Origin of the sequence: Phycicoccus sp. CSK15P-2, from assembly GCF_016888005.1 — a bacterium.
Classification (GTDB): domain Bacteria; phylum Actinomycetota; class Actinomycetes; order Actinomycetales; family Dermatophilaceae; genus Phycicoccus.
Window position 1 is genome coordinate 159,470 of record NZ_JAFDVE010000014.1, and the last position, 12,708, is coordinate 172,177.

Here is a 12,708-nt window from a genome sequence, read left to right on the forward strand (position 1 = left end):
TACGGACGACGACCCCGGGTCGCCCGTAGGCTCGGCGCGTCCCCGCCGGCCGACCTCGAGGGGTGACGATGAGCACCGTGCCCGACCCGCTGCTGCCCCGGCGCAGCGTCGGGCGAGTGCTGTCCGACCTCGGCGCCACCCTCCTCGAGCTGCTGCACGGCGACCCCGAGCCCTCCGCGCCGGTCGGTGCCGTCGTGATCCACGACCCGGTGGACCCGCCGTTCCTCCCGGCGCGCGCCGTCGTCCTCGGCGTCGGGGTCGACACTCCGGAGGACGTCGTCGCGCTCCTCGGGCGGATGGCCGGCCAGGGCGTCGTCGCGCTCGTCCTGCGCGAGCCGGCGGCGGTCGACGACACGGTGCGGGCCGCGGCGGACGCCGCCGGAGTGGCGGTGCTGGGGCTGCGCACGGGCGTGCCGTGGATCCACCTGACGGCGATGCTGCGCTCACTGCTCGCGGAGGGCGAGGTCGAGGGGGACGAGGCCGAGTCCCTCGGGGGTCTGCCGTCGGGGGACCTGTTCGCGGTCGCGAACGCCGTGGCCTCACTGCTCGACGCGCCGGTCACCATCGAGGACCGCGACGCCCGGGTGCTGGCCTTCTCCGGCCGTCAGGACGAGGCCGACGCCTCGCGGGTCGAGACCATCCTCGGTCGGCAGGTGCCGGAGCGGTACTTCCGCAACCTCACCGAGCGGGGCGTCTTCCGGGAGCTGTACCGGTCCGACGGGCCGGTGTACGTCGACCCGATCGAGGTTTCCGAGCACGGGCTGTCGATGCTCCGGGTGGCGATGGCGGTGCGCGCCGGCGACGAGGTGCTGGGCTCGATCTGGGCCGCTGTCCCCGAGCGGCTGGGCGAGGAGCGGACGGCCGCGCTCGTCGAGGCGGGGACCCTCGTCGCGTTGCACATGCTGCGGGTGCGGGCCGGTGCGGACGCCCAGCGCCGGGTGCGGGCCGACCTCGTGAGCTCGGTGCTCGAGGGTGGTCCGGGGGCGCGCGCCGCCGTGGAGCGGCTGGGGCTGGGGGACGGGCCGCTCGTCGTCCTGGGCTTCGCGCTGGGTGGGTCGGAGGCCGGCGGGGACGCCGGTCTCGCCCACGAGCGGCAGCGGCTCGGTGACGCGTTCGCGATGCACCTCGGTGCCGTGACGTCGCGCTCCGCCACGGCGTTGCTCGGCGGTGTGGCCTACGGGCTGGTCTCCGGGGCCGGGACGCCGGGCGAGATCGAGGAGCGGGGTGTGCGGCTGGCGGGGGACTTCCTCACCCGCGTCGGTGACCGCTTCCGGCCGTTCATCGCGGTGGGGCCCGTGGCGACCGCGGCGCAGGACGTCGCGCGCTCGCGTGCGGCCACCGACCGTATCCTGCGGGTCCTGCGCGAAGGGCGCGCCCCGGGTCCGGTGGCGCGGTTGGCCGACGTGCAGACCGAGTCGCTGGTCCTCGAGCTGCGCGACCTCGCGGCGGCGCGCCAGGAGCGTCCGCAGGGCGTCCTCGCCCGGCTGATCGAGTACGACCGGGACCACAACGGCCGGCTCGTCCCCACGCTGAGCGCCTGGCTCGACGCGTTCGGGGACGTCGGCGCGGCGTCCGAGGCGGTGTTCGTGCACCCGAACACCTTCCGTTACCGGCTGCGCCGGGTGGCCGAGGTCGGCGAGGTCGACCTCACCGACGCGCGGCAGCGCTTCGCCCTCATGGTCCAGCTGGCCGTCCTCGACTCCTGAGCCGGACGACGTCCCCGACGTGGTCGCCGGGCACCGACCGGTGGGGTCGTCGAGCGGCGCGGCCCCGGCTCCGTGCCGAGCCGGGGCCGTCGGTGCACCGGGCGGACGAGGCCCGCCCGATGCACCTCGCTAGGGTGGGACGCACGTGACACGGGGTGCCCCGCCCGGGGCTGAGATCACACCCGTCGAACCTGATCTAGCTCGTACTAGCGAAGGGATGTCGCGCATGACGCGCACGCCGGAGACCCTGCTCGACCACACCTGCTCGACCCTGGACGGAGTGCGCGCACAGGCGCCGCTCGTCCAGTGCATCACCAACAGCGTGGTGGTGAACTTCACCGCCAACGTCCTGCTCGCCATCGGTGCCTCGCCGGCCATGGTCGACATCCCGGGGGAGGCCGGCCCCTTCGCGCAGGCCGCGTCCGGCGTCCTCGTGAACCTCGGCACCCCGACCGGTGAGCAGCGGGAGGCGATGCTCGAGGCCACGGCCGCTGCACACGCCGGCGGGACGCCGTGGGTGCTCGACCCGGTCGCCGTCGGCGCGCTCCCGGTGCGCACCCCGCTCGCCCACACCCTGCGCGACCTGCGGCCCGACGTCGTACGCGGCAACGCCTCGGAGGTCATGGCCCTCGCAGGCTCCGGTGCGGGCGGCCGCGGGGTCGACGCCTCCGACGCGGTGGACGCCGCGGTGCCCCTCGCGTGCTCTCTTGCGGAGAGCACCGGCGGGGTCGTCGCGGTCTCGGGGCCGGTCGACGTCATCACCGACGGGCGGGACCTCGCTCGGGTCGGGAACGGTGACGTGCTGTTGACCCGGGTCACCGGTGGCGGCTGCGCGCTGGGCGCCGTGATGGCCGCGTTCGCCGCCGTCGACGACGACCGGCTCGTGGCGACCGTCGCGGCGACCACCGTGTACACGGTCGCGGCCGAGCTCGCCGCGGAGCGCGCGACCGGTCCCGGCTCCTTCGCCGCGGGGTTCCTCGACGCCCTCGCGACGGTCGACGCGGACACCGTCCGCCGCCGGGCGGCGATCTCGTGAAGGCCGACCTCTCCGTGTATCTCGTGACCGACTCCCGGCTCGCGGCGGAGGCCGGCCACGACCTCGTCGACGTCGTCCGCGACGGCGTCGGCAACGGGGTCACGGCGGTCCAGGTGCGCGAGAAGTACGCACCGGCCCGGGTCTTCCTCGACACGGTGCTGCGCATCGCCGACGTCCTGCCCGAGCCCGTGACGCTCGTCGTCAACGACCGCGTCGACGTCTTCCTCGCTGCCCGCGCCGCAGGCGCCCGGGTCGGCGGCGTCCACGTGGGCCAGCAGGACCTCCCGCCGGAGACCGTCCGCGAGCTGGTCGGCCCCGACGCCCTGCTCGGGCTGAGCGCGGCGACCGAGAACGAGCTGCGGGCCGCGGTCGAGAGCCCCGCCCTGGTCGACTACGTCGGGGTCGGCACACTACGGGGCACCGCGACGAAGACGGATGCCCCTCCGCCGCTAGGCCACGCGGGGATGGCCCGGGTCGCCGGCACGTGCGGGCTCCCGGTCGTCGCGATCGGCGGCGTGCGACAGGACGACCTGCCGGCGCTCCGCGCGGCCGGGGTGGCCGGTGCCGCCGTGGCCTCGGGTCTCTGCTCGGCGCCCGACGTCGCGGCCGCCGCCCGGGACCTGCGCACGGCGTGGGAGGCGGGAGCATGACCGGGCGGCGCGTCCCGCGCGTGCTGAGCGTCGCCGGCACCGACCCGACGGGCGGCGCGGGCATCCACGCCGACCTCAAGAGCATCGCGGCCAACGGCGGGTACGGCATGGCCGTGGTCACCGCGCTCGTGGCGCAGAACACCCACGGTGTCCGGTCGGTGCACGTGCCGCCGGTGGAGTTCCTCGCGGAGCAGCTGGACGCCGTGAGCGACGACGTCGAGGTCGACGCCGTGAAGATCGGGATGCTCGGGACCCCCGACGTGGTCCGCACCGTGCGGGAGTGGCTCGAGCGGGTCTCCCCTCCGGTCGTGGTGCTCGACCCGGTGATGGTCGCGACGAGCGGTGACCGCCTCCTGGACGAGGACGCCGAGCAGGCCCTCCGCGGGCTTGCGCGGCACGCCGACGTGCTGACCCCGAACGTCCCGGAGCTCGCGCTGCTCGCCGACGAGCCGGTCGCCGGCGACTGGGGCGGCGTGCTGGAGCAGGCCCGCCGCGTGTCGGCGCGCTACGGGGTGACGGTGCTCGCGAAGGGTGGCCATCTCGACGGTGACCTCCTCCCCGACGCGGTCGTCGACGCCGCCGGCGCGACCGAGGTCGTCGAGCTGCCCGGAGTGCGCATCGAGACCACGAGCACGCACGGCACCGGATGCTCGCTCTCCGCCGCGCTCGCCACCCGGTACGCGGCCTGCGGCGACTGGGTCGAGGCGGCGCGGGAGGCCAAGCACTGGCTCGCCGAGAGCATCCGGCACGGCGCCGCGCTCGAGGTCGGGTCGGGGCACGGGCCGGTCAGCCACTTCGCCGGCCTCTGGGAGCGGGGCGGAGTCGTCACGCGGCCCACCCCCGACGAGGTCGTCGCGCAGTGGTGGGAGGGCATCCGCGACATCCGGGAGGGCATCGACGCCCTCGCGTTCGTCCGTGGCCTCGGCGACGGCAGCCTCGAGGAGCCGCAGTTCCTCCGGTACCTCGCCCAGGACGCGCTCTACCTGCGCGACTACTCGCGGGTCCTCGCCGAGGCGAGCCGGCTCGCACCCACCGCCGAGGAGCAGGGCTTCTGGGCCGCGAGCGCGCAGGGGGCGGTCACGGCCGAGATGCAGCTGCACGAGAGCCGGGTGCCACCGGAGGTGATGGCCGCCGCGCGTCCCGGCCCCGCGACGACGGCCTACCTCGACCACCTGCTCGCCACCGCCGCACGCGGGGACTACGCCGTCCTCGTCGCCGCGGTGCTGCCGTGCTTCTGGGTCTACCAGGACGTGGGGGAGCGGCTGCACCCTGCGTCGCACCCGGAGCACCCCTACCGCTCCTGGCTGGACACCTATGCCGACGAGGCGTTCGCGACGGCCACCCGGACCGCGGTCGGCATCGTCGCCCGGACCGCGGCCCGCGCCGACGCGGCGACCCGGGACGTCATGTACGAGGCATTCCGGCGCTCGGCGGCCCACGAGCTCGCGTTCTTCGCGGCACCGGCGGAGGACGAGGGGCCGGTTCCTCCTAGTCGGTGAAGGTGACCGTCATGTCGAGTGCCTCGAACATGCCGACGAGCATCGTCCGGGTGTTCTCGTCCGCCTGCCGGGTGAGGGCCGACTGCTCGGCCGCGGTGCTGAGCTTCTGCTCGGCCAGCCGGTAGAGGTCCTGCTGGTCTCTCGTGGAGAGCGCGTCCGTCACCCGGTTCACGAGGCCGCGGTTCTGCGAGAAGAGGTACGTGCGGTCCTGGTCGAGGTTGGGCTTGCCGAGCTCGGCCTCCGGCAGCCGGAGCGTCACCGACTGCCCGTCGCCGGACACGGTGAGGTCGCCCTCGGCGAGGCCGGAGAGGTCGACGTAGGCGTCGACCGTCCCGGCCGCCACGAAGAGGGACCGCTCACCGGCGATGAAGTCGGGGAGCCACTTGGCGTCCCGCTCGACGTCGAGCACCACCTCGAAGTTCCCCACCGCCGCGTGGTACTCGCTGATGTCCTGGATCGAGGTGAGCAGTGCCGGCTGGCTGCGGTCGGCGACCTCGGCCCGGAACGGGTTGGTGACGCCGAACCACCAGGCGGTGCCGAACCCGGCGAACCCGACGGCGAGCACACCCGCCAGGACGAACGGCGCCAGCCGCACGACGTACCTCATGAGCAGGCTCTTCTCTCCGACGACAGGTCCACGGTCCAGTGTGCCCGTTCGGGTGGACGCGTGCCGGAAGCGAGTCCGGCGAGGTCGTCCAGCCGCTACGGGACATCCCCAGGGAGTGGGACGCGCGCCACATCGACAAGAGGACGGTCGTACGGGTCGGTTGAGCCGCCGACCCACGGGCGCGGCGTCGACGTGGTCATCCGGCGGTCACAGGGAGCCGAGGCGGTAGCCGAGGCCGTGCACGGTCTTCACCACGTTCCGGTCGAGCTTGCGGCGGAGGTAGTAGACGTAGGTGTCGATGATCGACGCCGCCGTGGCCTCGTCGAAGACTCGGGAACGGAGCTGGGTGCGGGAGTGCACCGTGTTCGGCTGGCTCGCCAGCAGCTTGAGGAGGGTGAACTCCCTCGTGGACAGCGTGACCCGGGTCCCGTCCGCCAGGACGGCGTCCCGGCGGACGAGGTCGAGGAACCCGCGTCCGATCGGCAGCGCGTCGGCGCCGTCGGAGGCTCGGCGGCGCAGTGCCCGGACCCGCGCGCTCAGCTCGCCGAGGTGGAACGGCTTGACGAGGTAGTCGTCCGCCCCGGCGTCGAGACCTTCGATCCGCTCCGTGACGGTTCCTCCCGGGGCGAGCATCAGGGTGCGGGCGGTGACCGCGCGTGACTGCAGGCGGGCCAGGAGGTCGAGCCCGTCGAGGGCCGGCAGCTTGCGGTCGATGAGCATCACGTCGTAGGGACGGGTCAGCCCGAGGTGCAGTCCACGCTGCCCGTCCACCGCCTCGTCGACCAGGTACCCCTCACCCCGCAGAGCCGTGGCGACGACCTCACGGAGCTCGCCGTCGTCCTCCACCAGCAGCACCCGCCCCTGCATCGAGCCACCCCCCGACAGACGTGTTGGCGCCACGTCGTCACGGTAGCGGGGGCTCCGGAGGTCAGCGACCTGAACGAGCGGCGGCCGGTTCGGGGGCCGCAGGCGTCCTGTCCTCCGTCGTGGCCGGTCGACCGCCGGAGCGGTCTCGCCCGGCGAAGTGCCGGGTGGAGAGCCGCTGACGTCGGGCATCGAGCACCATCCAGGTGCCGAACGCCAGCTGGGTCAGCGAACGGCCCGTGTCGGCCCAGCGGTCCGCGGCGCGCATGGCCTGCAGCCGTCCCGGGCTCGGCGGGCAGGCCCCGTCGGGGGTCAGGTAGGCCGGCCCGCCGCTCGGCAGCGACCGGGTGTGCGCGGCCGTCGACGTCACGGCGTGGGTCCGCAGGACCTCCCGGGTGGCGGCGCGGAGCATCACCGGTGCCACGCCGCGTGCGGGGCACGCCCGGTTGGCCTTGACGCCGTAGGGGATGAAGTGGGCCTCCGACCGCGGGAGGGTGCGCCACCGCTCGGGGTCGAAGGCATCGTCCGAGGCGGGGCCGGTCCGCTGGTAGGCCAGGTAGTTGAACAGCAGCACCGAGCCCGTGGGCAGCGTCGTGGACTCGTCCACCTCGATGGGGGCCGTCGTGATCCGGTGGGCGATGCCGAACAGGGGGAACACCCGCAGCGTCTCGTCGATCAACCGGTCGAGGGCGTCGTCGTCGGTCGCCCGGTCGCGGGAGTCCGGCGCGGCGGCGGCACACATGAGCACGTGCGCCATGGCCTCCGACATCTGGACCACCGCGGTGTTGAAGAAGGCTCCCTGGAGGTACCAGGCGGTCTCCTGGTCGGTGAACGGCTCCGGCAGCCGGACCGGGCACGTTCCGTCGCGCAGCCGCCCCAGCAGGTAGCGGGTGAGCCGGTGGCGGCGGTCCATGTGGCGCACGCTGGTGGCCTTCAGGGCGCGCACGACGTCGTCGGCGTTCCCCACGACGAGCGCCCGGGCACGGGGAGGGCACGGCTCGTCGAACACCAGCTCGTAGAACACCTCGGCCCACACCGGCATCATCAGGTCGCGCAGGTGGACTCGGCTGGAACGATCCGGTGACAGCCCGCGCAGGGCCCGCGCGGTCGCGGCGGTGGCGAGCTCGTCGGCGCGCCGGTGCGGGACGGCCAGCACCGAGCGGGTGGTCCGGGACACGGTGCGGTAGTCCTCGCCGGGCTCCAGGTGCTCCTGGTGCATGTGCGGCCCGGGGGAGAGCCAGTACCAGAAGAGGTCGGACAGCCCGGCGCCCGCACTGCGTCCCTCGGCCGCCGGATGGCCGTAGACGCGCTCGAAGTGCTCGGGGCCGACCAGCGGCCCGGGGACCGCGACGCCCTCCGTGCCGTTGACGGCGGTGAAGATCCACTCCCGGAGGCGGATGACTGCCGGCGGCAGCCAGCGCGGTGCGGTCGCCAGCGCCGCCGCCGCGACGGGTGCTGCCACGGCCGCGGACATCCGCCTGGCGGTGGGCGTCGTCGTCACCGGCCCTCCCGTTCCTCGCCCGGCTGCCGGGGTGTCCCGCGTCCGGTGGGCTCGGCGGCCACGACGAGGTCGGGAGTCAGCTCGGCCGGGCGTGCCGCACCGGTGAGCGCCATGGCGTGCTCGAGCTCGTCGGCGAGGGTCGTCAGCACCCGGCGCACGCCGGTGGCGCCCTCGACCGCCAGGCCCCACAGCACGGGACGGCCGACGAGCACGGCGCTCGCCCCCAGCGCCAGCGCCACCAGCACGTCCGTGCCGCGCCTGATGCCCCCGTCGAGGAGCACCGGCACGGCGCCGCCGACGGCGTCGACGACGGCGGGCAGGGCGTCGAGCGTCGCCGTCACGCGGTCCAGCTGGCGGCCCCCGTGGTTGGAGACCACCAGGCCGTCGATGCCGTGCTCCACCGCGAGGTGGGCGTCCGCCGGGTGCAGGACACCCTTGAGCAGGACGGGCAGCTCGGTGGCCTCGCGCAGCCGGTCGACGCGGTCCCAGTCGAGGTCGGCGTCCATCGCGATGTCGCGCACCCGGCCGTCCTCGTCCCGCATGTTCTCGCACGCCATCCCGGCAGGGAGGTCGAGGAAGCCGTTGGCCAGGTCCCGCGGTCGACGGCCGAACACGGGCGAGTCCACGGTGACCACCAGGGCTCGACACCCTGCGGCCTCGGCGCGTCGCACCACGGTCTCGGTGAACCCCCGGTCCGGCTGGAGGTAGAGCTGGAACCACAGAGGAGCCCCGGCGGCGGCGATCTTCTCGACCGGTTGGGTGGCCGCCATGCCCGCCACCATCAGGCTGCCGGCAGCGGCCACGCCGGCCGCGGTCTCGGCCTCGCCGCCGGGGTGGGCGAGCAGGTGGAAGGCGGTGGGCGCCACCAGGACGGGAGTGTCCAGCGTGGTGCCGAGCAGCGTGGTGCGCAGGTCGCGGCTGCCGACCGGACGCAGGACCCGGGGGCGCAGCCGCCACAGGTCGAATGCCTGCTCGTTCTCGCGCAGCGTGCGCTCGTCGCCGGCACCACCGGCGATGTAGTCCCAGTGGACCGGGTCGAGCTTCGAGCGTGCAGCGTCGGCGAGGCCGTCGAGCCCGGCCACGTCAGACCTCGGCTGGGGCGAGACAGGACCCGACGAACGCGGCCAGCGGAGCGATGTGCCCCTCGGGACGGTCCCACTGGTTCTCGAGGTTCTCGGCCATGTGATGGGTCGCGACCACCTCGCCGTCGCGGTGCAGACGCACGACCGGGTGGAGGTAGGCGGCGTCGTAGGCCTGGGTGGCGTCGTCCTGGGCGCTGCGGCCGATGCTGATGTCGAAGGGGTCGACCTTGTCGTGGTCCGGCCCGTACTCCAGGGTGACGACGAAGGCCCCGTCGGGGTGATGGCCGGGTTCGTCCAGGCCTTCCTCGGCGAAGTACCCGACCGGGAGCTCCTCGTGGTACCGGGCCTCCGAGCCGTGGATGGTGACGACATCGGCCAGCACGCCGAACTGCTGCCACAGGGCCGAGGTCCGGTTGATACGGGCGACGACGGCGTCGGTGATGGCCTCGGGGGTGGCGTCCAGGGTCCGGGACGGCCAGGGGCAGCCGTGGTGGCGCCGCCGCATGATGTGGTGCAGGGCGCGCACCGCGTAGCGGAACCCGTGGATGAACCCGTTGGTGGAGACCTTGTAGTCGCGTTGCTGGGTGAGGGTCCCGGCGAAGTACAGGCCGGGAACGTCGACCGACTCGAACGCCGACGTCTGTGCCGGGAAGCGGTCGTTGATCGCCAGCGCGGGGCGAGCCGACTCGTCGAAGATCCCCACGTCGAACCGGAACCCCGTGCAGGCCAGCACCCGGTCGTACTGCAGCTCCTTGACGACCTCGTCGGCCCGGGAGAAGCTGAAGGACACGCGGTAGCCGTCGCCGTCCCGCTCGATCTTGGTGACCGTGCCGTCGAGCACCGCGTTGGCGGACTTGAGCTGGTAGGTGTCCAGGAAGTTGTTGTTCACGGCCCGTAGGTGCCCGACGAAGTGGGACTGCCAGGCCAGCCGGATCGAGCGCGGACCGGCCACGTGGATCAGGGTGGTCGTCTCGATGAGGCTGTCGGCGGTCTCGAACGCAGAGTTCCCCTTGCCGATGATGAGCACCCGCTGGTCCAGGTAGTCGGCCGGGTCGGCCGACATCGTGGTGTAGGGCTCGGCCAGCTCGAGCCCGTCGATGTCCGGCAGGTAGGGCCGGGACACGCCGGTGGCGACCACCACGCGGCGAGCACGGTACGTCGTGGTGGGAACGCCGGCGGGCATGCCGGCCGCCTCGTCGCCTGGGCCGTCCGAGTGGCCGCTGTCGACGGTCCGCACCTCGAACACGCCGTCGGTGTCCCGGGAGACCCGGGTCACCCGCTCGCCGTACCGGACCTTCACGCCCGTCCGGTCGGCGAAGTCGCCCAGGTAGTCGACCATCACGTCGGCCTCCGGGAAGTACCGGTCGGTGTAGTCGGTGAACCGCAGTGCCGGGTCGTCGCTGAGCAGCGAGTTCCAGTCGAGCCGCAGGTTGAGCTCGGGGTCGTCCGAGCCGGTGCGGGGCTTGTTGATGGAGATCAGCTGGCGGTGGCGTGGATAGCGGGCGAAGAACGCGCCCGGACGGTCGGCCGCCTCCAGGACCAGGTAGTCGTCGGTGCCGTCGGCGTCGAGGAGCGCGGCCAGCTGCAGCCCGGCGGGTCCGGCCCCGATCACGAGGCAGTCCAGCAACCGGGCGTCGTGGGACAGGTCAGCGGTCAACGCTCTACTCCAGTCGGTCGGGGACGTGGCGGTCGGCCCTCAAGGTCCGCGCCGGAGCCGCGGGGGGGGGGCCCGCCCCCGCCCCCCCCCCCCCCCCCAACCCGGGGGGCCGGGGGGGGCGGCCCCACAGGGCCCCCGCGGGGGGGGGGGGCGGGGGCCGCCCCCCCCCCGCGGCCCTGCAGACATCGGCGTCGAGCGGGTGTTCGCGTGTGACAGTAGCCAGTTCATCTCAGAACTCTCTGAGATCCCATCACTACGTTGGCCGCCGTGACGGATGTCGAGCCGACCACCGAGGTCAGGACCTGCGGTGTCTGACCCGCCCGCAATCCGTCCCGGGGAGGCCACGGACGGGGTCTGGCCGCAGCCGCTGCTCGACCGTCTCGAGGCCGGCGGCGACCGCCCGGTGTTCGAGGATGGCGACGTGGTCACCACTGCCGCCGAGCTGTCGGCGATGGTCCGGCGCACCGCCCGAGGGCTGCGTCTGCGGGGCATCGGTCCGGGCGACGGCGTGGCCCTCGCCGTCGGCGTCGACGCGCCGGGCCTGGCGGCGGTCCTCGCCTCCTTCGCGGTGGGGGCTCGGGTGAGCGGCCTACGGCCCGAGCTGACCACGGCCCAGGTGGAGTTCGTCTGCGAGCGGGACGAGGCCGTCCTGGTCGACGACGCGGTCGTGGCCGAGCTGGCCGCGACCCCGGACGACGGGGTGCCGCTGCGTGCGTCCGGGCGCGTCGCCGACGTCGCGCGGATCGTCAACACCAGCGGCAGCACCGGGAACCCCAAGGGGTGCTGCCAGACCTACGGGGCGATGAGCAGGAGCTGGGGCCCCTACCCGGACCGGTGGCCCCCGGCCGTGCGGGAGCTGGCGTCCCGTCTCCGGCGCTACCTGGTGTTCGGCTCGCTGAGCAGCCAGGTGATGCTGGAGTACGCCGTCCTGACGTTGACCGCCGGGGGGACCCTCGTGGCGGCTCACCCACCAGGGTTTCCCGGGGCCGTCGTCCGGCATCGTGCCACGGCGAGCGTCATCACGGTCGGCAAGCTCCACCAGCTCGTCCTCGCGCAGCGTGCCGACCCGGCCGACCTGTCCGGCCTGGAGGCGCTGCTCGTCTCCGGCTCACCGCTGGAGCCGGGGCGGCTGGCCCAGGCGCTCGACGTCCTCGGCCCGGTGGTGTTCCACGGGTACGGGCAGACCGAGACCGGGATGATCGCCATGGCGACGCCCGAGGAGATGCTGGCGTCGCCCGGGACGATGGCCACGGTGGGCCGTCCGCCCGCAGAGGTCGACGTGTCGGTGCGTGACGGCGAGCTGTACGTCCGGACCCCGTCGCAGGCGTGCTGCTACCGCGGCGACGAGGACGAGACGGCAGCGGTGTTCGTGGACGGCTGGGTCCGCACCCGTGACCTGGCCGAGGTGGACGACGACGGCTACCTGCGGCTGCTGGGGCGGGTTCGCGACGTCGTCATCGTCGACGCCAACCTCGTGTACGCCGGCCCGGTCGAGCGGGTGCTGGCCGCCGCCCCGGGCGTGGCCGAGGCCTACGTCGTCGGCCGCCCCGACGACCGCACGGGTGAGGCCGTGCACGCGTTCGTTGTGCCGCTCCCCGGGTGCCGGCCCGACCTCGAGGGCCTCCGCCGGGCGGTGACCGACCGGCTCGGGCGTGGGGCGACACCGGCGACGGTCACCGTGATCGACCGGGTCCCGGTGTCCGCCAGTGGCAAGCCCGACAAGTCCGCGCTGCGGAGCCCGCAGGTGGTGGACTCGCTCCGGCTCGTCCCGCCCGGGCCCCGTGAGCGTCAGATTCCGGGGACCATCCGATGAAGCAGCGGCTCGTCCCGCGCAACGACGTCCGCAACCAGACGATGCAGCCCGAGCCGCGGCAGGTCGAGTGGGCCGTCGACCAGGCCGTCCGAGGCGTCCTCACTACCTCGCGCCCGGCGAACTGGAACCCCGAGGACGTCCACGGCATCGTCGCGGGCTGGAACCGGACCCCGGGGGAGTCGGGCAACGTCGCGTTGCCCTCGCAGCAGTCCTTCCACCCGAAAGTGTCCGGGCACGGCGACTACGCCACGTCGATGAACGCGACGCTGCGGCAGATGGGTCTCTGAGCCCGG

The 12,708-nt window shown here is 74.0% G+C and carries 11 protein-coding genes and 1 riboswitch; of the genes, 6 read left to right on the forward strand and 5 right to left on the reverse strand.

The features are described 5' to 3' along the window. Positions 1-68 precede the first annotated feature (68 nt). From JQN72_RS09845 to thiD, 4 genes are all read left to right on the forward strand, one after another. Complete coding sequence (locus JQN72_RS09845) at positions 69-1,706, forward strand: CdaR family transcriptional regulator (protein WP_204135002.1); 1,638 nt, start codon at positions 69-71, stop codon at positions 1,704-1,706. A gap of 141 nt (positions 1,707-1,847) precedes the next feature. Beyond that, positions 1,848-1,941: riboswitch (TPP riboswitch) on the forward strand. After that, entirely contained in the window at positions 1,933-2,742 is an 810-nt protein-coding gene (thiM, locus tag JQN72_RS09850) for a hydroxyethylthiazole kinase (RefSeq protein WP_204135003.1), read from the forward strand. It overlaps the preceding riboswitch by 9 nt. Before the next feature lie 23 nt (positions 2,743-2,765). Next, positions 2,766-3,392, forward strand: coding sequence for a thiamine phosphate synthase (thiE, locus tag JQN72_RS09855; protein WP_307812576.1), 627 nt, complete (start codon positions 2,766-2,768; stop codon positions 3,390-3,392). Further along, on the forward strand, positions 3,389-4,891 hold the full coding sequence (thiD, locus tag JQN72_RS09860; protein ID WP_204135005.1) for a bifunctional hydroxymethylpyrimidine kinase/phosphomethylpyrimidine kinase: 1,503 nt from the start codon (positions 3,389-3,391) through the stop codon (positions 4,889-4,891). Before thiE ends, thiD begins: the two co-directional genes overlap by 4 nt. On the opposite strand, the gene JQN72_RS09865 is transcribed toward thiD, so the two are convergent. The 5 genes from JQN72_RS09865 to JQN72_RS09885 all read right to left on the reverse strand — a co-directional run bounded on the left by JQN72_RS09865 (position 4,881) and on the right by JQN72_RS09885 (position 10,602). Further along, positions 4,881-5,498 (reverse strand): DUF4230 domain-containing protein, encoded by a 618-nt coding sequence (locus tag JQN72_RS09865; protein WP_204135006.1) that lies wholly within the window; start codon positions 5,496-5,498, stop codon positions 4,881-4,883. The two genes, thiD and JQN72_RS09865, sit on opposite strands and share 11 nt — an antisense overlap. Before the next feature lie 207 nt (positions 5,499-5,705). Then, positions 5,706-6,398 (reverse strand): response regulator transcription factor, encoded by a 693-nt coding sequence (locus JQN72_RS09870; protein ID WP_307812577.1) that lies wholly within the window; start codon positions 6,396-6,398, stop codon positions 5,706-5,708. 28 nt (positions 6,399-6,426) lie between these two features. Next, positions 6,427-7,863 carry a cytochrome P450 gene (locus tag JQN72_RS09875; RefSeq protein ID WP_204135007.1) on the reverse strand — a complete coding sequence of 479 codons (1,437 nt, stop codon included), beginning with the start codon at positions 7,861-7,863 and terminating at the stop codon, positions 6,427-6,429. Then, positions 7,860-8,945, reverse strand: coding sequence for an alpha-hydroxy acid oxidase (locus JQN72_RS09880; RefSeq protein ID WP_204135008.1), 1,086 nt, complete (start codon positions 8,943-8,945; stop codon positions 7,860-7,862). The genes JQN72_RS09875 and JQN72_RS09880 overlap by 4 nt, the downstream gene beginning before the upstream one ends. Before the next feature lies 1 nt (position 8,946). Continuing rightward, positions 8,947-10,602: an NAD(P)-binding domain-containing protein gene (locus JQN72_RS09885; RefSeq protein WP_239100421.1), complete on the reverse strand. Its 1,656-nt coding sequence runs from the start codon at positions 10,600-10,602 to the stop codon at positions 8,947-8,949. A gap of 307 nt (positions 10,603-10,909) precedes the next feature. Here JQN72_RS09885 and JQN72_RS09890 point away from each other — a divergent pair, with 307 nt between their 5' ends. Together JQN72_RS09890 and JQN72_RS09895 are read left to right on the forward strand one after the other, a co-directional pair. Next, on the forward strand, positions 10,910-12,415 hold the full coding sequence (locus JQN72_RS09890) for an AMP-binding protein (protein WP_307812578.1): 1,506 nt from the start codon (positions 10,910-10,912) through the stop codon (positions 12,413-12,415). Beyond that, positions 12,412-12,702 carry a hypothetical protein gene (locus tag JQN72_RS09895; RefSeq protein WP_204135010.1) on the forward strand — a complete coding sequence of 97 codons (291 nt, stop codon included), beginning with the start codon at positions 12,412-12,414 and terminating at the stop codon, positions 12,700-12,702. Before JQN72_RS09890 ends, JQN72_RS09895 begins: the two co-directional genes overlap by 4 nt. Positions 12,703-12,708 lie beyond the last annotated feature (6 nt).

Bases quoted from the DNA above. Each gene is read 5' to 3' on its own strand.
- JQN72_RS09865 (WP_204135006.1), bottom strand. From the start codon at position 5,498: ATGAGGTACGTCGTGCGGCTGGCGCCGTTCGTCCTGGCGGGTGTGCTC.
- JQN72_RS09895 (WP_204135010.1), top strand. From the start codon at position 12,412: ATGAAGCAGCGGCTCGTCCCGCGCAACGACGTCCGCAACCAGACGATG.
- JQN72_RS09845 (WP_204135002.1), top strand. From the start codon at position 69: ATGAGCACCGTGCCCGACCCGCTGCTGCCCCGGCGCAGCGTCGGGCGA.
- thiM (WP_204135003.1), top strand. From the start codon at position 1,933: ATGACGCGCACGCCGGAGACCCTGCTCGACCACACCTGCTCGACCCTG.
- thiD (WP_204135005.1), top strand. From the start codon at position 3,389: ATGACCGGGCGGCGCGTCCCGCGCGTGCTGAGCGTCGCCGGCACCGAC.